Raw genomic sequence first — 21101 nt, 5'->3', positions numbered from 1 at the left:
TCAGACCACCCCCCGCAGGTGGTCGACCACGGCCGCGCCTCGGAGCCGGTTGATGACGGCCACCAGGTCGATCCGCACGCCGCCCGGTGGAGCGGGTGGCCACTGCGGATCCGCCGGCCCGGGGTCGTACCCGGGCCCGGCCAGTCGGGCGAAGTGGCCGGGCCAGCGCTCGGCCATCCAGCGCTCGGCCAGGCGCTGCAAGCGGGCGGCCTTGGCCTGGTCGATCGCCTCGCTGGGTTGCTGGAAGCCCCGCTCGGAGCGGGTCTTGACCTCGCAGACCGCCACGGTGTCGCCGTCGAGCGCGACGATGTCCAGCTCGCCCTCGACGCAGCGCCAGTTGCGGTCCAGGATGCGCAGCCCGGCCTCCGCGAGGCGACGGGCGGCGACCTGCTCGCCGTAGCGGCCGAGCCCGGTGTTGGTGCTGCGGTCCGGCTCGCCGGTGTCGGGCTTCCGGCGCGGGCCCCGGCCGCGGCCCTGCCCGGTGCCGCGGCGCGCGGCACCGCCGGCTACCGCCTGGTCCGGTCCGTCCTGGTCCGGAACGGTCTGCTCCGGCACGGCCTGCTCCGGCACGGCCTGCTCCGGCAGGGCCCGGTCCTGCACGCTCTGGTCCTGCACGGTCGTGTTCTGCATGGTGACCACCTCCGCCGGGGAGGTTGCACCAGTGTGCGCAACGGGATCGGGAATTTCCCTTTCCCTGTGGATAACTCGGCCCTGTGGATAACTCTTGTCACCCGCAGGAGTGAGAATCCCGGATTGCGCAAAATTCCTCTGGACAACGCGGGACCGAGCGGTCCAACGTCAGTTCCCGAAGCCGGACTCGTCCGAGGGCAGCTCCAGATCGCTCTTGGCGAGTTCCTCGATGTTCACGTCCTTGAAGGTCAGCACCCGGACCTTGCGGACGAACCGGGCCGGCCGGTACATGTCCCAGACCCACGCATCCGCCATCGACACCTCGAAAAAGACCTCGCCCTGGACCGAGTGGACCTGAAGCTCGTAGTCATTGGTGAGGTAGAAACGTCGCTCGGTCTCGATCACGTACTTGAACAGGCCGACGACGTCCCGGTACTCCCGGTAGAGCTTGAGCTCCATCTCGGTCTCGTACTTTTCGAGATCTTCGGCACTCATTCAGGCGTCCCCTCAACTTGTCACGTCCACCCATTGTGGACCACAGCACCCACGCTCAGAGCCGTACCGGAGTGACCGGCGGGCCATCGGCCAGCAGCCGCTCCACGAACTCCGCCAGTCCGACCGGATAGACCGTCTCGGCGGTCTCCCTCAGTTCCTCGACCGTCCACCAGCGCGCCGCGAGCAGCTGGGCGTGTTCCTCCTCGCCCATGCCCGAGTGATCCAGACCCGTCTCGTCGGTCCGGGCCAGATGGAACCACTGCTCCTGCTGGTAGCGCTGCCCCTGAAAGGAGAACGACACCGTGCCGTACGCCACCAAGGGCCCCAGGTCCACGCCCCGCAAGCCGGTCTCCTCGGCGAGTTCGCGCGCGGCGGCCGCCCGCACGTCCTCGCCGGGCTCCAAGCCGCCCCCGGGCGTGAACCACCAGGTCACCCCCGGCACCGCCGGGTCGGACCCGAGGAAGAGGAGGATGCGGTCCAGCCCGTCCAGCAGCAGGATCCGCGCCGCTCTGCGACGCCGCGCCGTCATGGCAGCTCTTCACGCTCCTTCCGTTCGCATCGGTGGCGCTACCGATCCTGCCACCCGGCGCGTCCGTCCGGGGCGATGTTCGGCAGAGCCGCCCGACCAGCGGCGGCGGCGTTCAGGAGCTGCGCCCCCGGCGGAGCCGCCCGACCAGGCCCGCCACCCCGCCCACCGCCGACACCACGACGATCAACGCCGCGCCCGCAACGGTCGCGTAGGCGGCCGGCTCCAGCGGTCCGGGCTCACCCGCCTTCGAGCCCCCGATCCCGTCGAAGGCCGAGGTCCGGTCGATCGTGCCCATCCGGCCGAACGGCATCAGGGTGGCCTCCACCCGGGCCTCGACCGCGTCGACCGGGACGGTCCCGGCGTCGACCTCCAGGTGGGACCGGGAGTCGAGCGAGGCCAGCCGGTTGTCGCCGAGCATGAACAACCGCCCCGCCGGCACCGTGATGCTGAAGGCGGTGCCCAGCGGGTCGCCCTGTGCCGCCAGGTAGGGCTCGTCCACCGGCTTGCCGTTCACCGTCAGCCGGCGGTCCGCGCCGGAGGCGACGGCGACGGTGTCCCCGCCGACGGCGACCACGCGCTTGACCATGAGCTCACCGCCACCCCAGGCCTCGTCCCGGAAGACCACCACGTCACCCCGGCCGACGGTCCCGCCACCGGTCTTCCGGGCGAGAACGGTGTCGTTGATCTGGAGCGTGGGCGCCATCGAGGCGGTGGGGATCCGGTAGGGCTTGTAGTCGATCGCGATGAGGGCGAAGCCGCCGATCATCAGCACCAGCCCGAGGGCGATCGCGACGCCTTGCAGCACCGCGGCCACCCGGCGGCGCGGACGGGCCGGCACCGCCGGAAGGTCGGCGGTCTGTTCCACGACACTGCTCATCGACACCGTCCACCTCTGGCCGACCGGAGAACACCACTGGCACGCCGGAGGCACGGGCGGAAAAACCGACGGGCCGTGGCACGTCCGAGCAGATTACTCGTCGGTACCACGGCCCGCGCAAGAGCCGAGGGCAACCCGGTGGAGCTCAGGACTCCTTCCGGCGGTCGGTCCGGTTCCGGACCCGACGCACCAGCGGAAGCAGCGCGACCGCGCCCGCCGCGCCGCCCACGGGCGGCGTCAGCGCCCCGGCCGCCGCCAGGCCCTTCTGGTCGAAGGTGGCCGGCACCGGGAGCGTCGACCAGTGGTCGATCGGCCAGGCGACCACGAAGGCGCGCCCGATGACGTCGTCCACCGGAACGGTGCCACCGCCCGGCTGGTCCATGTGGAAGCGGGAGTCCAGCGAGTCGGCGCGGTGGTCGCCCATCACCCAGAGCCTGCCCTTGGGCACCTTCACCGGGGCGAACGGGTGCAGCCCGCAGGGGGTGTTGCCCGGGTAGACGTACGGCTCGTTGAGCGCGATGCCGTTGACCTTGACCGGTCCGTCGCCCTCGCACTCGACGGTGTCCCCGCCGACCGCGATGACCCGCTTGATCAGGTCCTTCTCGTTGGCGGAGGGCATCAGGCCGACGAAGCTGAGCACGTCCTGGACGCCCCGGAGGAAGGAGTTGTCGCTCTGCTTGACCGGCTCGTCGTTCAGCCAGCCGCCCGGGTCGTGGAACACCACGACCTCACCGCGCTCGGGTTCGGCCCCGAACCAGGGGGTCAGCTTGTCCACCAGGACGCGGTCGCCGACCTGAAGCGTGTTCTGCATCGACTCCGACGGAATGGAGAACGCCTGGACGAAGAAGGTCTTGATCACCAGTGCCAGCACCAGTGCGATGCCGATCAGGATCGGCAGTTCCTTCCAGAAGGACCGCGGCTTGCGCTGCTTGCCCGGGGCCTCCGCCCCCGATTCGTCGGTCGACTCGGCCTTGTCCTGCGGGGGCTCCGAGGAGCCCTCGGCCTCGTCACCCTGTTCGTCAGCGGTCTGGGCCGCGGCCTCCTCGACCGAGGCCGCGGGTGCCGCGGACTCGGCGGACCGGGCCGCCCGGCGGCCGGAGCCCTCGGGCTCTCCGGCGCCTGAGCGGGCGCCGATCACCAAATCCCCCACAACGTCTCCTCCCTGCTGTGCGGACGCCCGCGCGCCCGCGCTCAAAGTGCCGCACAGCGGGCACCACGCTCGCCACGACCATGACCGCCCCAGGGCTGCCCACCACGGACGCCCCTGACACCAGCACAGTCTCGGCGCACGGCCGGGAGCGCTCCCGGCCGCACCTGCACTTCTCTATCACTCCAAGGCATCCGGCTCGCGGTCCCACGCGCGCGACCTGGCCGGTCGAGGGCCTGCGCGGCTCAATCCGGCGGCCGCCCCGGCCGGCGAGCGGCAAGCGGAAGGATGCCCAACACACCCATAACGAGCGGAGGTTCCATCGGAACCGGCTCAACACCCACCGAATTCGGCCCAGTTCCGCCCGCTTGCGGAGCGCGGGCGAGAGAGGAGAGTGAACCCGGCGCATCGAGTTGATGGAAGCGGTCCAGCGGCCAGGCGATGACGAACGCCCGGCCGACGACACCGCTCAGCGGGATCGTCCCCTGGCCCGGATTCCCCATGTGGAAACGGGAGTCGGCGGACACGTCCCGGTGGTCGCCCATGACCCAGAGCCGCCCCTGCGGCACCTTCACCTTGAAGGGCCGTTGGGAGGGCGGGTTGCCGGGCGCGAGGTACGGCTCGTCCACCGGTGTGCCGTTGACGCTCAACCGCCCCTGCGCGTCGCAGCACTCCACGGTGTCGCCGCCGACGCCGATGACCCGCTTGATCAGATCCTGCTCGCTGTCGGACGGCAGCAGCCCGACGAAGGTGAGCACCTGTTTGGCCGCACCCAGCACCGGGCCGTCGTCGGACGGTTTGTGGTCGCTCTCCAGCCAGCCGCCCGGATCCTTGAACACCACCACGTCGCCGCGTTCCGGCTCGGAGCCGAACCAGGGGGTGAGCTTGTCCACGAGTACCCGGTCCCCGACCTGGATGGTCTGCTCCATCGAGCCGGAGGGGATCACGAACACCTGGATCAGGAAGGTCTTCATCACCAGCGCCACCACGAGCGCCACCAGGACGATCAGCGGGAACTCCCGCAGCACCGAACGCCGGCGCCGACGGGCCGCGCGTTTGGCACTGCGGCGGCGCTCGGCCCGGCCACGGAACGGCGCGGCCTCCTCGGCCCCGGGCCCGCCCGACCGACCGCCGTCGGACGGCTCCCGGGCCGGACGGTCGGCCAGCCGACCCTTACCTCTGGTCCCCATGACCACCCGTCCCCGCAGTCGCGGCGAAGGCCGCGGGCCGGTCCAGGTCGGCCCAGCGCGAGATCGGGTAGACCACCCAGTCCGCCCGGCCGATCACCCTGCTCTCGGGCACGAACCCACCGCCGGGCTCGCCGAGGTGGTCACGGGAGTCGCGGGAGGCGCTGCGGTGGTCGCCCATCACCCACAGCTTGCCGGCCGGGACGACCACGTCGAAGGCCACGTTCGAGGGCTGGTCCCCCGGGGCCAGATAGGAGGACTCGTCGATCGGCACACCGTTGACCGTGATCCGCCCGCCCGGGCCGGTGCTGGTCACCCGGTCCCCGCCGACGCCGATCACCCGCTTCACGTAGACCGTGTTCCCGGCCGGTACCACCCCGAGGTCCCGGCCGAGCGAGCGCAGGCCGTCCCAGAAACCGGCCGGCGCGTCCGACTCCCGCAGGAAGGAGCCCGTCCCGTCGAAGACCACGACGTCGCCCCGCTCGGGGCGGCCATCGAAGGCGTAGGCCAGCTTGTTGGCGACCAGCCGGTCGCCCGGGTGCAGGGTGTCCTCCATGGACCCGGACGGCACCGCGAACGGGCGCGCCACGAAGGCGTTCACCAGCAGCAGGGCCAGCAGGCAGATCCCCACCAGCAACATCACGTCCCGCGAGCGCGAACGGCCCGCCGCCTCGCCCTCCGCCGCGGCCGCGTCCTCCGCCGCGGCCGTACGCACCACGGCCGCACCCTCCGCGGCCGCGTCCGGGGCGGCCCCGGAAACGACCGCGGACCGCGACAGCGAGTCCGCACCGGTGGGTGCGGGACTGCTGTCGCGGTCCGCGGGTGGTTCGTGCGTGCTCATCGGGGGGTGAGCTTACCTTGCGGCTGCCCGGCTCCCCAGAGCGATCCGATCCCCCGGCGAGGCCGGGGGCCGGTGGATCAGCGGTCGCGCTTCTCCTTGATCTTCGCGGCCTTGCCGCGGAGGTCACGCAGGTAGTACAGCTTGGCGCGGCGAACGGCACCGCGGGTCACGACCTCGATCTTCTCGACGACCGGGGTGTGCACCGGGAAGGTGCGCTCCACGCCGACGTTGAAGCTGACCTTGCGAACGGTGAAGGTCTCACCGATGCCGGCGCCGTGACGGCGGATGACGACGCCCTGGAAGACCTGGACACGGGAGCGGTTGCCCTCGATGACCCGGACGTGAACCTTCAGGGTGTCACCGGCACGGAAGGCCGGGATGTCGCTACGCAGCGAGGCCGCGTCGACAGCAGCGAGCTTGTTGCTCATGTTGCTCTCCATCGCAGGCGCCACGGGCCGCCCACGGAAGTTCGTCACAATGGGGTTTGCTGCGGGCCGCATCGGCTGACGACGATCCCCCCGTGGCGGGGGCGCCGGTCCACGTGACTCCTACGGAAGGAGCCCAGCGACAGACAGCAGCGGCCTATTCTTCCACACCACCGGCCACCGACCGAAATCGGCCGAGCGACTCGTCCCAGGCCAGCCCGAGCAGGCTGAGCGCCTCCCGGTCCTTCTTGTCGAAGGCCCCGTACTGCCAGCGCTCGACCAGGTCGGGCCGGTGCGCGAGGGTCCGGGCGAAGGCCTGTTCCCGACGCCAGCGCGCGATCCGGCCGTGGTTGCCGCTCAGCAGCACGTCCGGCACGCTCCGGCCGCGCCACTCGGCGGGCTTGGTGTAGACCGGGCCCTCCAGCAGGTCGGCCATGGCACCCGGCGCGAAGGAGTCGTCCCGGTGGGACTCGGCGTTGCCGAGCACTCCGGGCAGCAGCCGGGCGATCGCCTCGACCATCACCAGCACCGCGACCTCGCCGCCGGCCAGCACGTAGTCGCCGATCGAGGCCTCGACCACCGGCATCCGGGTGGCCGCCTCCTCGATGACCCGTCGGTCGATGCCCTCGTACCGGGCGGGGGTGAAGGCCAGCCAGGGGCGGGTGGCCAGCTCTTGAGCCAGCTCCTGGGTGAACGGGCGGCCGCTCGGGGTGGGCACGACCAGCGTCGGCACCTGCCCCTCGGGCCCGCCGGCGACGACCGCGTCCAGCGCCTCGCCCCACGGCTCGGGCTTCATCACCATGCCGGGGCCGCCGCCGTACGGACTGTCGTCCACGGTCCGGTGCACGTCGTGGGTCCACTCGCGCAGGTCGTGGAGCCGCACGTCCAGCTGGCCGCGCGCACGGGCCTTGCCGACCAGCGAGATGTTCAGCGGCTCGAGGTACTCGGGGAAGATCGAGACGACGTCGATCCGCATCCCGCTCTGCACACCGCCGACAGCGCCCTCACCGACAGCGCCCCCGCCAGCGGCGCCCTCACCAGGAGCACCCGCGCCGACCGCGCCCTCGCCCGCGCCGCCGACGCCTCCCGTGGTCTCCTCGGCGCTCACTCCGCCCCCTCCGCGTCCTCCGAGGCCGCACGGACGACCTCGGCCTGCTCGGGGTCGATCAGCCCGGCCGGCGGGGTGATCACGGCGCGCTGGTTCTCCAGGTCGATGGTCGGCACGATCTGGCTGACGAAGGGCACCAGCGCCTCCGTCCCGTCGGCCTTCTTCACGGTGAGCAGGTCCTGGTACGGCAGGTGGACGACCTCGGTCAGCTCGCCGACCAGGGTGCCGTCGGACAGCACCACGTCCAGGCCGATGAGCTGGTGGTCGTAGTACTCCTCCGGGTCCTCAGGACGCTCGTCCGGGTCGACCTCGGAGATCAGCAGGGTGCCGCGGAGGGCCTCCGCCGCGTTGCGGTCCTTGACGCCGGCGAAGCGCAGCAGCAGCCGTCCGCTGTGCACGCGGCCGGACTCGACGGTCAGCGGTCCGGCCGAGGCGGGGTCGGTCATCAGGACGGCACCCGGGCCGAGCCGGAGCTCCGGCTCGTCGGTGCGGACCTCGACACTGACGTCCCCCCTGATGCCGTGGGCGCGGCCGATCTTGCCGACGACGAGCTGCACGGTGATCGTTCTCCTGGGTGAGTGCTGGGGAAAAGCGAAGAAGTGCTGGGGAAAGCGAAGAAGGCCGGCCGGGACGACATGCGTCCCGGCCGGCCTCAAGCCTGACGGCTGAACGAACAGCTGCGTCAGCGAATGCTGTCCACGTCGACCAGGTCGACCCGGACGTTGCGACCGCCGAGGGCGCCGACCACGGTGCGCAGAGCGCGCGCCGTCCGGCCGCCCCGGCCGATCACCTTGCCGAGGTCATCGGGGTGCACACGCACCTCGATGGTGTTCCCCCGACGCAGGTTGCGCGAGCGCACCTGCACCTCGTCGGGGTGCTCGACGATGCCCTTCACCAGGTGGTCGAGGGCGTCCTCGATCACGATCAGGCCTCGGCGGCGGCGTCGGCCTCAGCCTCGGCCTTGTCCGACTTCTTGGCCTTCGGGGTGATGGCGACACCGGTGGTGGCGTCCTCGAAGCCGGCGACGGCCTTGGCGAACAGGTGCGAGAAGTCCTCGACCTTCGGCTCGGCGACCTTCAGCGGCGCCGGGGCCGGCAGGCCCTTGAACTTCTGCCAGTCGCCGGTCAGCTTGAGGATGGCGAGCACCGGCTCGGTCGGCTGGGCGCCGACGGACAGCCAGTACTGGGCGCGGTCGCTGTCGACCTCGATCTTCGAGGGGTTGTAGGTCGGCTGGTAGATGCCGATCTCCTCGATCGCGCGACCGTCACGCTTGGTGCGGGCGTCGGCGACGACGATGCGGTAGTGCGGGGAGCGAATCTTGCCGAGACGCTTGAGCTTGATCTTGACTGCCACGGGAGTGGATTCTCCTGGTGTTGACGTGGGTGAGCAGCCTCGCCGTCGCGTGGGGTTGCGCCGGGGGCCGTTCAAGGGACACGCCAGCCGTAGGAGAGAGGGGTCCTGCTCGGCTGCCGAGTACTCAGCTGTCCATTCTGCCATACCGGCGCGAACCGCCTGCACCCGGCCACCGCGGACCACGGCGTCCAGGGCTCGACCGGGAGCCCCCGCTCCCGGTCAGCCCACAGACTCACCGTTGTCCTGCTGCCGTACTCACGACCGCCGCCGCACTGACGACCGCCGTACCGACCGCCGCCGCACTGACGGCCGCCGGACTCACTGCTGCTGCCGCACGCATTCCGGCCGGACCGTTGCCCGCACAACCGCCCGCCGGATCGTCGATCGACTACGCGATCTTGAACGGCTGCTGGCACGCACCGCAGACGATGGACGCCTGGGCGAGCACCGACGGCACGACCCGGACGTTCCGCCCGCAGCCGCAGACCGCCTTGACCCGGACGCCGCCCCCGGAGGAGCCGTGCCGGGCGGCCGGGCCGCGGAAGGCGCGCGTGGTGCCGTCGCCGGCCACCGCCTCCTGGTGCGCACCTAGGGCGCGATCCAGGCGTTCGATGGTCTCGGCGTAGCGCTCCTGGGTCTCCTTGAGCATGGTCACCTGGGAGAAACCGCTGCTCGCGTGCGGTTCGACCGGGTGCGCCAGGCCGAGCTCGGAGGCCAGCATCAGGAAGCGCCGGTTGTGGTAGCGGCCGGCCCGCGAGGTGTCCCGGATGTCCCGGGCCGCGGCCAGACCGTGGGCAGCCTCGTGGAGGAGCCGCTCGAAACCGAGCCGCGTGCCACAGGCCGAGGAGGACTCGCCGATCAGGGCCTCGGGCGAGGCCAGGTCGGGAAGATCCTGGTGGTAGGCCTGGATGTCGCTCCAGGCAGCGGCCAGTTCGGCCGCGAGGACGAGGGGCTGTGTCGTGCTCACGCTAGACCAACGATGGAGTGCGAGCCGATGTTCCGCATGTTCCCGTTCTCCGGGAATTCCCAGGGAACTCCCAGGAATGCATGGTCGCGCGCGAATTGCGCGTTCCGGATCTGACGCAAGACCAACCCCCTGCCGTTTCGACCGCCGAAGCTCGGCGGGACATCTGAAATTCCACCCGGGGGCGGGCTGTCGCTCCCAGGACGGACGGCCCGTGGACCCGTCGAGTTGACAGGGCCACGGGCCGTACACCGTACCGCTATTCCGTTAATACCGGCAGTTGACCGGCCAGTAGGGATGTCCGAAGTCATGACACCGCCTGGACAGTTACCGGATTCTTACCCATCCGCATTCCGGGCAAATGTTGCCGGCAACGGTCATTACCTACCGGTAACACGCGTCAGTATGCGCGGGCGACGATCGCGATATTGCCGTCCTGGTCGTCGGTCTTCGGGACCGAGCCGTCGGCCGCCACGATGCAGCGCACCGAAACGCTCTGCTCGGCCAGCTTGGCCTCGCCCTCCGGGCCGAGGTCGGCCCAGGAGATCCGACCCCAGCCGGTGGCGGCGGCCTCGACGGCCTCGTCGATGGTCTTGACGTCGACGGTGCGGGCCTCGCGGCGCTCGCGGGACTGGCGCAGCAGCAGCGCCTGGTCCTCGTCCAGGATGCCCGGGAGCAGCTCGGCCAGGCCGTCGATAGCGACCGGCTCCTTGCCGCCCGGGATGCGGCGGGCCAGCATCGCGGTGCCGTTCTCCAGGTCGCGCGGGCCGACCTCGATGCGCAGCGGCACGCCCTTGAGCTCCCAGTCGACGGCGCGGCGGCCGAACGGGGTGTCGGTGCGGTCGTCGACGACCACCCGAATGCCCGCGGCCTCCAGCCGGGCGCCGATCTCACGGACCTTGGCGATGACCGCGTCGTCGCCCTTGATGGCGAGGACGACGGCCTGGACGGCCGCCAGGCGCGGCGGGACCCGCAGGCCGTTGTCGTCGCCGTGGGACATGATCAGGCCGCCGACCATGCGGGTCGAGACGCCCCAGGAGGTCTGCCAGACGTACTCGCGCTCGGCACCCTGCAGCTGGTACGTGGTGTTGAACGCCTTGGCGAAGTTCTGGCCCAGCTCGTGGCTGGTGCCCATCTGCAGCGCCTTGCCGTCGCCCATCATGCCCTCCAGGGTGAGGGTGTTGATGGCGCCGGCGAAGCGCTCCTTGGCGGTCTTGCGGCCGAGCACGACGTCGATGCCGAGCACGTTGGTCATGAAGTCGCCGTAGACCTGCGTGTGGATCATCGACGCGTAGTCGCGGGCGTCCTCGTACGTGGCGTGGGCGGTGTGGCCCTCCTGCCAGAGGAACTCGGTGGTGCGCAGGAAGACGCGCGGGCGCAGCTCCCAACGGACCACGTTGGCCCACTGGTTGATCAGCAGGGGCAGGTCGCGGTGGCTCTGCACCCACTTCGAGAAGTACTCGTTGATGATCGTCTCGGAGGTGGGCCGGACGACGACCGGCTCCTCCAGCTGCTTGCCGCCGCCGTGCGTGACGACCGCGAGCTCGGGCGCGAAGCCCTCGACGTGCTCGGCTTCCTTGGTCAGGTAGGACTGCGGGATGAACATCGGGAAGTAGGCGTTCTGCGCGCCGGCCTTCTTGATCCGCGCGTCCATCTCCTGCTGCATCCGCTCCCACAGGCCGTAGCCGTACGGTCGGATGACCATGGTGCCGCGCACCGGACCGTTGTCGGCCAGCTCGGCCTTGTTGATGAGGTCCTGGTACCAGCGCGGGAAGTCTTCCGCCTGAGGGGTGAGAACGGGTGCCTTAGCCATGGGGCGAATGGTACGGGGAGCGAGGGCCCGGTTTCGAATCGGTATCACCGGAACCTCCGGGGGGCGCACGACCGCAACACGCGCGCACCACCCTGCACCCCTCTGGACGCCGCGCCCCACCCGCTGTTCGCTGGAGTGGGGCGGGACTTTGGGGGAGCCGTAGCAGCACACCGAAGGACCGGATGGGAGGCCGCGATGGCTTCAGCTCGGACGACCGGCACGACCGTACGACCGACGGGCGCACGCCCGCACCACCAGCAGCCCGCGAGGGCGTGGCCCGCGCGGGCGCGCGACTGGGCGGAGATCCAGGAACGCATGCTGGTGCCGCTCCACGAGGCGGTGTACGACCGGCTGGAGGTCGGCCCGGCGAGCAGCGTGCTGGGCCTGGGCTGCCGGTCCGGACTGGCCCTGCTGCTCGCGGCCGGCCGGGGCGCCCAGGTCGCCGGCCAGGAGCCGCGGGACGAGCTGCGCGAACTGGCCCGCGGCCGTCGACTACGGGTCTGCGCGGGCGCCCGCCCGTCGGCCGCCGTCGCCCGCTCGGCCTATTCGCTGGTGACCGTTTTCGAGCAGCTGCCGGGCTCGGCCGATCCGCGCCCGGTGGTCGCCGAGGCCGCCCGGCTCACCCTGCCCGCCGGACACGTGGTGCTGGCCGCCTGGGGCCCGCCGGAGCGCTGCGAGAGCGCCCCGGTGCTGGACGTGGCCCGCCGGATGGCGGGCCGGACCACCGCGCGCGACCCGTTCGAGCTGAGCGCGCCCGGCGCGCTGGAGGACCTGCTCGCCCCGGCCGGCCTGCGCCCGGTCGGCAGCGGGCGGGTGAGCTGCCCGTTCGCGTACGCGGACCTGGACAGTGCGGTGCGCGGCCTGCTCTCCACCGGCCTGTTCGAGGCGGCCGAGGACTTCTCGGGCGCCTCGCTGGTGGCCAAGGAGCTGGAGGAGGCCCTACAGCCCCACCTGCGCCCGGACGGCTCGGTCCGGATGGAGAACGTGTTCCGCTACCTGATCGCCGAACGGCCGCGCCGACGGCCCTGACCGCGCACGACCCCGCCGGCCCTGACCGGACATGCCTCCGGTGGCCCCCCGGCCGCAGGAAACCGGGGGCGCCCGCCGCCACGGCGAGCGCCCCCGGCGACCGGTTCACGCCCTAAGCAGCCCCGGAGCCCGGCCACTCCTCCGCGGTCAGCGCGAACCGCTCGTGGTCCCGCCAGTCCCCCTGGAGGAAGAGCATCCGCGGCGTGAACCCCTCGTGCCGGAAGCCCAGCCGCCGGGCCAGCGCGATCGAACGCCCGTTGTCCGGCTGCACGTTGATCTCCAGCCGGTGCAGGCCCAGCCCGCCGGCCGACTGCGCGGCGAAGCAGCGGTCCAGGACCAGCCGCAGCCCCTCGGTCATCCGCCCGGTGCCGGCGAACGGCAGGTACGAGTCGTAGCCCAGCGCGGCGTTGCAGAACCGGCCCATCACGATGTTGGCGACGTTCACCTTGCCGACCAGCCCGCCGGTCTGCCCGTCGACGATCAGGAAGGTCCGCAGCCCCGGCCCCTGGCGCTCCAACAGCTCCGGCAGCCCGTCCGGCTCGACCGGGTTCCACCGCCCGATGTGCTCGGCGGACCGTCGGACCGCCTCGGCGTACGCAACCTCGTCCTCGGCCCGCGGGGCCCTGATCGTCACTCGCACGCCACCATCATCGGACATGGGAACGGCCCGCCGCCCGGAGGTTCCGGACGACGGGCCGCAGCCGACCGCCGAAGCGGTCGGCCCAGAACTCGGAGCAAGGCTCAGAGCAGGTCCTTGAACTCCTTGGGGAGCTCGAAGTCGGCCGGGCCCTTGCCCGCGCCGAGACCGAACGCACCGCCGTCGGCCGGCGCCTGGGCGCCGAGCGCGCGGCGCTCGGCGGCCGCGGTCTCCTCCTGCGCACGCTTCAGCGGGTTGCCGCTCTTGCGCTTGCCCTTGGCCTGCGGGGCCTTCTTGGCGGACTTCTTCCCGCCGCCGCCCATGCCCGGGATCCCCGGCATGCCGGGCATGCCCTTGCCGGAGGCCATCGCGGACATCATCTTGCGGGCGTCGAAGAACCGCTCGACCAGGTTCTTCACCTCGCCGACCTGGACGCCCGAACCCTTGGCGATACGGGCCCGGCGGGAGCCGTTGATCAGCTCCGGCTCGGCGCGCTCGGCCGGGGTCATCGACTTGATGATCGCGCCGACCCGGTTGACGTCCTTGTCGTCGATGTTGTTGATCTGCTCGCGGATCTGCCCCATGCCGGGCAGCATGCCGAGCAGCTTGGAGATCGAGCCCATCTTCTGGACCTGCTCCAGCTGCGACAGGAAGTCGTCCAGGGTGAACGCCTTCGGGCCGCCGCGCAGCTTGGCCGCGATCTTCTCGGCCTCGGCCTGCGAGAAGGTGTCCTCGGCCTTCTCGATCAGCGAGAGCAGGTCACCCATGCCGAGGATGCGCGAGGCCATCCGCTCCGGGTGGAAGGCGTCGAAGTCGTCGACCTTCTCGCCGTTGGAGGCGAACATGATCTGCCGGCCGGTGACGTGCGCGACCGACAGGGCGGCACCACCGCGGGCGTCGCCGTCGAGCTTGGAGAGCACGACACCGGTGAAGTCGACGCCGTCGAGGAAGGCCTGCGCGGTGGTGACCGCGTCCTGACCGATCATCGCGTCGACGACGAACAGGACCTCGTCCGGGTTCACCGCGGCGCGGATGTCGGCGGCCTGCTGCATCAGCTCGGCGTCGATGCCCAGGCGGCCGGCGGTGTCGACGACGACGACGTCGTACTGCTTCTGCTTGGCGTACTCGATCGAGTCCTTGGCGACCTGCACCGGGTCGCCGACGCCGTTGCCCGGCTGCGGGCCGTAGAAGGCCACGCCGGCGCGCTCGGCGACCACCTGGAGCTGGTTGACCGCGTTGGGGCGCTGGAGGTCGCAGGCGACCAGCAGCGGGGTGTGCTTCTGCTTCTTCAGCCAGTGGCCGAGCTTGCCCGCCAGGGTGGTCTTACCGGCACCCTGGAGACCGGCGAGCATGATCACCGTCGGGCCGTTCTTGGCGAACCGCACCCGGCGGGTCTCGCCACCGAGGATGGTGATGAGCTCCTCGTTGACGATCTTGATGATCTGCTGCGCCGGGTTCAGCGCGCGCGAGACCTCGGCACCGAGCGCCCGCTCCTTGACCTGCTTGATGAAGGCCCGGACGACCGGCAGCGCGACGTCCGCCTCCAGCAGCGCGATGCGGATCTCGCGGGCGGTGGCGTCGATGTCCGCCTCGCTCAGGCGGCCCTTGCCCCGGAGGTTCTTGAACGTCGCTGAGAGGCGATCGGAAAGGGTGTCGAACACGTCGTCGCGGGTCCTCTGCGGCATCGGTATCGGTACGGTCGTCGCCCCCCAGGGTATCCGGCCGCCCCGGGTAAGGTCTCCACCCCCGGTGGCACCGGCGCCCAGCAGGGGCGGAGCGGCACTCAGCCCAGCGCCGCCCGCACCGCCGCCGCCACCTCCCCGGCCCGCTGGGCGGCCAGCGGGCGGCCCTCCTCGTCGGTCAGGTAGAACGAGTCCACCGCCTCCGCGCCCAGCGTCGAGACGTGCGCGGTACGCACCCGCACGCCCGACCCGTCCAGCGCCCGGCCGATCCGGTGCAGCAGCCCGGGGGCGTCGTGCGCGCGGACCTCCAGCACGGTGGCGGTCGCCGACGCGGCCGCCGGCGCCACCACGACCAGCGGCGGCGGGGTAGGGATGCCCCGGCGGCGCGGGGCCGCGGCGTCCCGCTCGGCGAGTCGGCGCGCGACGTCCAGCGAGCCGTCCAGCGCCCGGCGCAGGTCGGCCCGGAGCCGGGCCGCCTCGGGCAGCTCGCCGAACTCGGCCGCCACCCGCCAGGACAGCAGCAGCACCGCGCCCGCGCCGATCGGGTCCAGCTCGCGCAGGCCCGCCGAGCGGACGGTCAGCCGGTGCAGCGCGAGCACCCCGGCGACGGTGCCGAGCAGCCCCGGCCGGTCCGGGACGGCCAGGGTCAGCTCGACGCCCATCGGCTCGGTGCCCGGCTCCGCCCCGTCGGCCTGTGCCAGCAGCGAGAGCGCCGGGCCGCCGGTGCGGGCGGCCTCGACCGCGAGCCGCTCCTGCTCCGCCGTCGGCGCGGCCTCCACCGGGTCGCCGTGGCCGCCCGCCAGCCGCCCGGCCGCCCGGGCCACCAGACCGTCCACCAACGAGGCCCGCCAGCCGCTCCACGCGGCCGGGCCGGTGGCCAGTGCGTCCGCCTCGGTGAGCGCGTGCAGCAGCTCCAGCTGCGGCACGGTGCCGACCACCTTGGTGATCGCCTCGACGGTCGCCGGGTCGTCCGGGTCCCGCCGGGTGGCGGTGTCCACCAGGGTCAGGTGGTGGCGGACCAGCACCGCCAGGGTCTCGGTGTCCTCCGGATCGAAGCCCATCCGGGTGGCGACGTCCCGGACGATCACCTCGCCGGCCTCGCTGTGGTCGCCGGGCCAGCCCTTGCCGATGTCGTGCAGCAGCGCCGCGACCAGCAGCAGGTCGGGCCGGGCCACCCGGCGGGTCATCGCCGCCGCCCGGACCGCCGTCTCCACCAGGTGCCGGTCGACCGTCCAGCGGTGCACCGCGTTGCGCTGCGGACGGCAGCGGACCCGCTCCCAGTCCGGCAGCAGCCGGGTCACCAGGCCCTCCGCCTCCAGCGCCTCCCAGACCGGCACCGCGGCCTCGCCCGCGCCCAGCAGGGTGACCAGCTGCTCGCGCGCCTCGTCCGGCCAGGGCACCGGCAGCGGCCGGCACTCGGCGGCCAGCCGGCGGACCGTCGCGTAGGAGACGGTCAGCCCGTTCTGCGCGGCGGCGGCCGCGGCGCGCAGCGGCAGCACCGGGTCGGCGGCCGGCCGGGCGGCCTGCGCCAGCACCGCCTCGCCGTCCTGCTCGACCACGCCCTCGGCGAGCGGGCGGCGCTCGACCGCGCCCCGGGCCACCGCGCCCGCGCCGCGACCGGCCCCGGTGAACGGGAAGGCCAGCCGGCCCACCCGGCGGCCCCGGCCGGCCCGGGCGGCGAGCACCCGGTCCACCGCCCGCCAGCTGACGTCGCTCGCGTAGGCGATGGTGCGGGCGGCCTCGTAGACCTGGCGCAGCAGGGTGTCGGCGTCCAGCACGCCGAGCCGCTCGGCGACCTGGTCCTGCTCCTGGAGGCTGAGCCGTTCGGTGGCCCGGCCGGTGACCAGGTGCAGCGCGTCGCGGACGTCGGCCAGCCGCAACGCGGCGTCGGCCAGGCCGTCCCGGGGGGCGTCGGCCAGCCAGGTGGCGGCGACCGCGTCGAGCGCGACGACGTCGCGCAGGCCGCCCTTGGCCTCCTTGAGGTCGGGCTCCAGCAGGAAGGAGAGCTCGCCGTGCCGCTCGGCCCGCTCCCGGCCGAGCTCGCGCAGCTCGGGCAGGCGCGCGGGGGCGCTCGCGCGCCAGTCGGTGAGGACGGTGGAGCGCAGGGTGGCGGTGAGCGCCGCGTCCCCGGCGAGGTGGCGGGCGTCCAGCAGGCCGAGCTGGGCCTTGAGGTCGGCGGCGGCGACCGCTCGGGCCTCGGCGACGGTGCGCACCGAGTGGTCGAGGGACGCGCCGGAGTCCCAGATCGGGTACCAGATCCGCTCGGGCAGGTCGCGGGCCACCGGGCCGTCGTGCAGCAGCAGGACGTCGAGGTCGCTGCGCGGGGAGAGTTCGCCGCGCCCGTAGCCGCCGACCGCGACCAGGGCGACGCCGGGCGGGGCGCCGGCGGCCGCGAACAGGCCGGACAGCCAGTCGTCGGTGAGCCGGGCGAGCGCCTCGCGGCGCGGGCGACCGGCCGGCCCGGGGGCGGCGAGCAGCGCGGCCCGGGCGGCGGCATAGCCGGCGCCGTGGGAGCTGGTCCCCTGCTGCCCGTCGTCGGGCGAGGAGGGCGGGGTGGTCTCGGTGGTCATGCGCGTGGTCCCGTCCGTCGTGCGGTTGAGCGGGGGCGCGGGCGGCCGCGGAGCGGGCAGCGGGGCGGCTGGGCGGGGGCGGCCGGGCGCCGATACGCCGTTGGCGGGCCCACGACCCCGGGGGGATCGCGGGCCCGCCTGCGGGCTGTCACACGGGTTCTTCGAACATCCGGTTCCTCGGGTGTCCGGTCAGAGGGTGTCCGGTCAGGGGGCGTCCGGTCAGAGGGCGTCCGGGCCGCGCTCGCCGGTGCGCACCCGTACGGCGGTGTCGACCGGGATGCTCCAGACCTTGCCGTCGCCGATCTTGCCGGTCCGGGCGGCCTTCACCAGGACGTCGATCAGGTCGTCGGCGTCCTCGTCCTCGACCAGGACCTCGATCCGGACCTTGGGGACCAGGTCCACGGTGTACTCGGCGCCCCGGTAGACCTCGGTGTGGCCGCGCTGGCGGCCGTAGCCGCTGGCCTCGGTGACGGTCAGGCCGTGGACCCCGAAGGCCTGAAGGGCGGCCTTGACCTCGTCCAGGCGGTACGGCTTGATCACGGCGGTGATGAGCTTCATCAGGCGTCGACCTCGGTCTTCTCGGCAGCCTTCGCGGCGGCCTGCTCGGTGGTCTTGGGGGCGGGGGACTCGGCGGCGGTCGGGGCCACCGCGGCCGCGACCGTCAGGGCCCGGGCCAGGCCTGCGCCCACCGCGCTGAAATCGTAGGCGGATTCGGCGTGTTCGGCCTGGTCGATGCCGGCCACCTCGACCTCCTCGGTGACCCGGAAGCCGACCGTCTTGTCGATCGCCTTGGCCAGCAGCCAGGAGAGGACGAAGGAGTACGCGGCGACCACGGCCACGCCCATCGCCTGCTTGCCGAGCTGGTCGAGCCCGCCGCCGTAGAACAGGCCCTTGGCGGTCTGGCCGACCCCACCGGTGGCGAACAGGCCGATCAGCAGCGAGCCGATGGCGCCGCCGACCGCGTGCACGCCGACCACGTCGAGCGAGTCGTCGAAACCGAGGCGGTACTTGAGGCTGACGGCCGCCGCGCAGACCGCGCCGGCGATCAGGCCGATCGCCACCGCGCCGAGCGGGCTGACCGAACCGCAGGCCGGGGTGATGGCGACCAGGCCGGCCACCGCGCCGGAGGCCGCGCCCAGGGTGGTGAACGCGCCGTGCTTCAGCTTCTCGAAGACCAGCCAGCCGACCAGCGCGGCGCCGGTCGCGACCTGGGTGTTCACGAAGGCCATCGCGGCGACGCCGTTGGCGGCCAGCGCGGAGCCCGCGTTGAAGCCGAACCAGCCGAACCAGAGCAGCCCGGAGCCGAGCATCACCAGCGGCAGGCTGTGCGGGCGCATCGGGTCCTTCTTGAAGCCGACCCGCTTGCCCAGCACCAGGCAGAGCGCGAGGCCCGCGACACCCGCGTTGATGTGCACGGCCGTGCCGCCGGCGAAGTCGATCACGCCGTTGCGGTCGCCGAGCCAGCCGCCGTTGCCGCCGTCGAAGAAGAACACCCAGTGCGCGACCGGGAAGTAGACGATCGACACCCAGAGGGCGATGAACAGCCCCCAGGCGGCGAACTTGGCCCGGTCGGCGATGGCGCCGCTGATCAGCGCCGGGGTGATGATCGCGAACATCAGCTGGAAGACCGAGAACGCGGTGACCGGGATGGTCCCGACGAGATCGTTCAGGCCGATGCCGCGCATCCCGATGAAGTCCAGGTTGCCGATCAGCCCGGCGAAGGAGTCGGGCCCGAAGCTGAGCGAGTACCCGTAGAGGACCCAGAGCACGCTGACGATGCCGAGCGAGAGGAAGCTCATCGCCAGCATGTTGAGCGTGCTCTTGGCCCTGACCATGCCCCCGTAGAAGAAGGCCAGGCCCGGGGTCATCACCATGACCAGGGCCGCACTGATGAGCACGAAGGCGGTGTCGCCCGCGCTGAAGCCGTCCGGCATCGGCGTCTCCTCTGCGTGAAAGCCGATCCACACCCGGGTTACCTGTCCCGTGCCACCCGGGGTGTCGGCGATGAGGAGGAGCGTGCCGAAGGCTGGTTTCGGCCAGTGCGGCCCGTTGTTTCGCGGCCGTGACGCGTGCGACGCGCGGGTTACACCTACGTGAACCACGGCCCTGCCGCAGGGCCGGATGGCGTACCGTGCCGCCGCGCGGCACGCCGGGTGCCGTACGGGCCACCGACCGTGACGGCGGCGGCCGGCACGGTCGGCGGGGTCCGGCGGGGCCGCGGCTCAGACCACGGAGACGTACTCCGGAATGTCCTGGACGACCCTTTCCTTGAGCCGGCTCACCGCGTCCACGCCCTTGAACCGGGCGGCGGCGGCCTCGGTGGTCTTGCGCACCCGGGAGTTCAGCCGCTCCGAGCGGACCTTGGTGGCGATGTCCACCGCCTGCTCGGCCATCACCGCGGCCTGCTCGGCCTCCTTCTGCAGCAGGTGCACGCTGGCCATGCCGATCAGGTTGAAGGCGTACGAGCGCACGTGGTCGCCGTCCTGGCGGAACAGGTCGACCGCGCGTTCCATCACTGGCGCGGACATCGAGGCGTACAGCTCGGCGTTGTCGGAGTGGTAGGCGAGGTCGCGGAAGGAGTGCGCGTTCTCGGCGTTCAGCTCGGCCGGCGAGAAGAACTTCAGCCAGTCCGGCTCCTCGTCCCCGTCCCGGATGTCGGTGAAGGTGTCCTCGGACAGCCGCACGGCCCGGGCGCAGCGGTTCACCTCGCCGATGGTGGCGTAGGCGCGCGCCTCCATCGCGTACAGCAGCGACTGCTGGCGCGGGGTGGCGGTGTCGCGGCTGCCGTACTGCGCCAGGTGGATCAGCTCCAGGGCGTCCTCGCCCCGGTTGAGGTGGATCATCTGGCGGCTCATGTCGGTGAGGATCAGCGCGCCGAACGGGCGGTCGCCGGCCTCCTTGGCCGCGTGCAGGGCCAGCACGTAGTACTTCTGCGCGCTCGGGTGCATCCCGACGTCGTAGGACATCCACCCGGCCAGGTGGGCGAGTTCGGCGGTGAGCCGGAACAGCCGCCGGGTGGTGTCCTCGTTGTACGTCTCCTGGAGCAGGTCGGTGACCTCGTGGAGCTGGCCGACGACGGCCTTGCGGCGCAGCCCGCCGCCGTTCTGGGCGTCCCACTGCCGGAACATGACCGTGGTCTGCTCCAGCAGTTCGAGCTCGGGCTCGGACAGTCGGCCGGTGAACGGGTCGCCGCCGTTGGCCGCGCTGAGGATCGGGGTCGGCATGCCGGTGGGGCCGGGGGCGAGCCAGCGCTGCATCGGCTCGATCAGGGCGGCGCCGGCGGTCAGCGCGAGTGAGGTGCCGAGGAAGCCCCGGCGGTTGAGCATCAGGTCGCTGCGGGAGTAGTCGCTGATCAGCTGGACGGTCTGCGGCGCGCTCCACGGCAGGTCGACGCCGCCGCCCACGGTGGAGACCGGGATGGCGGCGCGCAGGCCGAGGTCCTCGATCGAGACGACGGAGCCGAAGCGCTCGGAGAAGAGCTCCGACATGATCTTCGGGATGGGCTCGCGGGGCTGCTCGCCGTCGAGCCAGCGGCGCACCCGCGAGGTGTCGGTGGACACGTGGTGGGCGCCGATCTGCCGGGCCCGGCGGTTGACCTGACGGGCCAACTCCCCCTTGGACCAACCGCTGCGGGCGAACCACGTGGTCAGCTTCTCGTTGGGTTGCTTCTCTGCCATGGGAACGTCCCCATCCCGCCCGGCCCCTGCGGGGGCCCCGATCATGTCGCCCGACGGTTGCGGGCTCTTGCCGACGTGCCGTGCCTGACGTGCTGCCGTACCGCCGCGTCGCACTGGTGTGCCATCGTTGCGAACGG

Annotated in this window: 20 protein-coding genes and 1 pseudogene; 1 reads left to right on the top strand and 20 read right to left on the bottom strand. The window is 72.3% G+C overall.

The features are described 5' to 3' along the window. From ABTY15_RS39890 to proS, 14 genes and pseudogenes are all read right to left on the bottom strand, one after another. Positions 1–408, bottom strand: a pseudogene (locus tag ABTY15_RS39890) (YraN family protein); the annotation flags it as partial. 390 nt (positions 409–798) lie between these two features. After that, positions 799–1125: a DUF2469 domain-containing protein gene (locus tag ABTY15_RS30645; RefSeq protein WP_030056781.1), complete on the bottom strand. Its 327-nt coding sequence runs from the start codon at positions 1123–1125 to the stop codon at positions 799–801. 55 nt (positions 1126–1180) lie between these two features. Beyond that, entirely contained in the window at positions 1181–1654 is a 474-nt protein-coding gene (locus ABTY15_RS30640) for an NUDIX hydrolase (protein WP_350602352.1), read from the bottom strand. Positions 1655–1766: 112 nt separating this feature from the next. After that, entirely contained in the window at positions 1767–2531 is a 765-nt protein-coding gene (gene lepB / locus ABTY15_RS30635; RefSeq protein ID WP_350602351.1) for a signal peptidase I, read from the bottom strand. A gap of 145 nt (positions 2532–2676) precedes the next feature. After that, on the bottom strand, positions 2677–3681 hold the full coding sequence (gene lepB / locus ABTY15_RS30630) for a signal peptidase I (protein WP_350602349.1): 1005 nt from the start codon (positions 3679–3681) through the stop codon (positions 2677–2679). 242 nt (positions 3682–3923) lie between these two features. After that, on the bottom strand, positions 3924–4706 hold the full coding sequence (gene lepB, locus ABTY15_RS30625; protein WP_502893632.1) for a signal peptidase I: 783 nt from the start codon (positions 4704–4706) through the stop codon (positions 3924–3926). A 145-nt stretch (positions 4707–4851) separates the two neighbouring features. Further along, the gene (gene lepB / locus ABTY15_RS30620; RefSeq protein WP_350602348.1) at positions 4852–5706 is read right to left on the bottom strand and encodes a signal peptidase I; all 855 of its coding nucleotides are present in this window, start codon (positions 5704–5706) and stop codon (positions 4852–4854) included. Between the two features lie 77 nt (positions 5707–5783). Further along, positions 5784–6134, bottom strand: coding sequence for a 50S ribosomal protein L19 (gene rplS / locus ABTY15_RS30615; protein ID WP_030306736.1), 351 nt, complete (start codon positions 6132–6134; stop codon positions 5784–5786). A gap of 154 nt (positions 6135–6288) precedes the next feature. After that, positions 6289–7107, bottom strand: coding sequence for a tRNA (guanosine(37)-N1)-methyltransferase TrmD (gene trmD / locus ABTY15_RS30610; RefSeq protein WP_350602367.1), 819 nt, complete (start codon positions 7105–7107; stop codon positions 6289–6291). Between the two features lie 128 nt (positions 7108–7235). Continuing rightward, positions 7236–7796, bottom strand: coding sequence for a ribosome maturation factor RimM (gene rimM / locus ABTY15_RS30605; protein ID WP_350602346.1), 561 nt, complete (start codon positions 7794–7796; stop codon positions 7236–7238). A 125-nt stretch (positions 7797–7921) separates the two neighbouring features. Next, a complete protein-coding gene (locus ABTY15_RS30600) occupies positions 7922–8161 on the bottom strand; it encodes an RNA-binding protein (protein WP_030306741.1) in 240 nt (79 codons plus the stop codon). Positions 8162–8163: 2 nt separating this feature from the next. Continuing rightward, a complete protein-coding gene (rpsP, locus tag ABTY15_RS30595; RefSeq protein WP_045700219.1) occupies positions 8164–8592 on the bottom strand; it encodes a 30S ribosomal protein S16 in 429 nt (142 codons plus the stop codon). A gap of 388 nt (positions 8593–8980) precedes the next feature. Then, positions 8981–9559, bottom strand: a complete 579-nt coding sequence (locus ABTY15_RS30590) for a hypothetical protein (protein ID WP_350602344.1) — start codon at positions 9557–9559, stop codon at positions 8981–8983. Between the two features lie 397 nt (positions 9560–9956). Beyond that, positions 9957–11369: a proline--tRNA ligase gene (gene proS, locus ABTY15_RS30585; protein WP_350602342.1), complete on the bottom strand. Its 1413-nt coding sequence runs from the start codon at positions 11367–11369 to the stop codon at positions 9957–9959. 195 nt (positions 11370–11564) lie between these two features. Here proS and ABTY15_RS30580 point away from each other — a divergent pair, with 195 nt between their 5' ends. Continuing rightward, on the top strand, positions 11565–12398 hold the full coding sequence (locus ABTY15_RS30580) for a class I SAM-dependent methyltransferase (protein ID WP_502893631.1): 834 nt from the start codon (positions 11565–11567) through the stop codon (positions 12396–12398). Between the two features lie 112 nt (positions 12399–12510). Here the strand turns inward: ABTY15_RS30580 and ABTY15_RS30575 are convergent, their stop codons facing one another. The 6 genes from ABTY15_RS30575 to nsdA all read right to left on the bottom strand — a co-directional run bounded on the left by ABTY15_RS30575 (position 12511) and on the right by nsdA (position 20964). Next, positions 12511–13056: a GNAT family N-acetyltransferase gene (locus ABTY15_RS30575; RefSeq protein WP_350602338.1), complete on the bottom strand. Its 546-nt coding sequence runs from the start codon at positions 13054–13056 to the stop codon at positions 12511–12513. Between the two features lie 83 nt (positions 13057–13139). After that, on the bottom strand, positions 13140–14696 hold the full coding sequence (gene ffh / locus ABTY15_RS30570) for a signal recognition particle protein (RefSeq protein WP_350602365.1): 1557 nt from the start codon (positions 14694–14696) through the stop codon (positions 13140–13142). Positions 14697–14818: 122 nt separating this feature from the next. Further along, positions 14819–17287 carry a [protein-PII] uridylyltransferase gene (locus tag ABTY15_RS30565; RefSeq protein WP_350602335.1) on the bottom strand — a complete coding sequence of 823 codons (2469 nt, stop codon included), beginning with the start codon at positions 17285–17287 and terminating at the stop codon, positions 14819–14821. Positions 17288–17506: 219 nt separating this feature from the next. Then, the gene (locus ABTY15_RS30560) at positions 17507–17845 is read right to left on the bottom strand and encodes a P-II family nitrogen regulator (protein WP_350524594.1); all 339 of its coding nucleotides are present in this window, start codon (positions 17843–17845) and stop codon (positions 17507–17509) included. Next, a complete protein-coding gene (locus tag ABTY15_RS30555; protein WP_350602334.1) occupies positions 17845–19221 on the bottom strand; it encodes an ammonium transporter in 1377 nt (458 codons plus the stop codon). The genes ABTY15_RS30560 and ABTY15_RS30555 overlap by 1 nt, the downstream gene beginning before the upstream one ends. 288 nt (positions 19222–19509) lie before the next feature. Then, positions 19510–20964 (bottom strand): transcriptional repressor NsdA, encoded by a 1455-nt coding sequence (gene nsdA, locus ABTY15_RS30550; RefSeq protein ID WP_350602332.1) that lies wholly within the window; start codon positions 20962–20964, stop codon positions 19510–19512. Positions 20965–21101: the final 137 nt, after the last annotated feature.

It is taken from the genome of Kitasatospora sp. NPDC097643 (assembly GCF_040302625.1).
Taxonomy (GTDB): Bacteria; Actinomycetota; Actinomycetes; order Streptomycetales; family Streptomycetaceae; genus Kitasatospora.
The sequence above is the reverse complement of the archived record's forward strand: the minus strand, read 5'-3'. Positions and strand labels throughout refer to the sequence as shown.

What these genes read in the sequence shown, in the direction of transcription:
- rplS (WP_030306736.1), bottom strand. Translation starts at nt 6,134, where the DNA reads ATGAGCAACAAGCTCGCTGCTGTCGACGCGGCCTCGCTGCGTAGCGAC.
- ABTY15_RS30580 (WP_502893631.1), top strand. Translation starts at nt 11,565, where the DNA reads ATGGCTTCAGCTCGGACGACCGGCACGACCGTACGACCGACGGGCGCA.
- ABTY15_RS30555 (WP_350602334.1), bottom strand. Translation starts at nt 19,221, where the DNA reads ATGCCGGACGGCTTCAGCGCGGGCGACACCGCCTTCGTGCTCATCAGT.
- ABTY15_RS30640 (WP_350602352.1), bottom strand. Translation starts at nt 1,654, where the DNA reads ATGACGGCGCGGCGTCGCAGAGCGGCGCGGATCCTGCTGCTGGACGGG.
- ABTY15_RS30560 (WP_350524594.1), bottom strand. Translation starts at nt 17,845, where the DNA reads ATGAAGCTCATCACCGCCGTGATCAAGCCGTACCGCCTGGACGAGGTC.
- trmD (WP_350602367.1), bottom strand. Translation starts at nt 7,107, where the DNA reads ATGCGGATCGACGTCGTCTCGATCTTCCCCGAGTACCTCGAGCCGCTG.
- lepB (WP_350602351.1), bottom strand. Translation starts at nt 2,531, where the DNA reads ATGAGCAGTGTCGTGGAACAGACCGCCGACCTTCCGGCGGTGCCGGCC.
- ABTY15_RS30575 (WP_350602338.1), bottom strand. Translation starts at nt 13,056, where the DNA reads ATGTCCGATGATGGTGGCGTGCGAGTGACGATCAGGGCCCCGCGGGCC.
- proS (WP_350602342.1), bottom strand. Translation starts at nt 11,369, where the DNA reads ATGGCTAAGGCACCCGTTCTCACCCCTCAGGCGGAAGACTTCCCGCGC.
- nsdA (WP_350602332.1), bottom strand. Translation starts at nt 20,964, where the DNA reads ATGGCAGAGAAGCAACCCAACGAGAAGCTGACCACGTGGTTCGCCCGC.
- ABTY15_RS30565 (WP_350602335.1), bottom strand. Translation starts at nt 17,287, where the DNA reads ATGACCACCGAGACCACCCCGCCCTCCTCGCCCGACGACGGGCAGCAG.
- lepB (WP_350602348.1), bottom strand. Translation starts at nt 5,706, where the DNA reads ATGAGCACGCACGAACCACCCGCGGACCGCGACAGCAGTCCCGCACCC.
- ABTY15_RS30645 (WP_030056781.1), bottom strand. Translation starts at nt 1,125, where the DNA reads ATGAGTGCCGAAGATCTCGAAAAGTACGAGACCGAGATGGAGCTCAAG.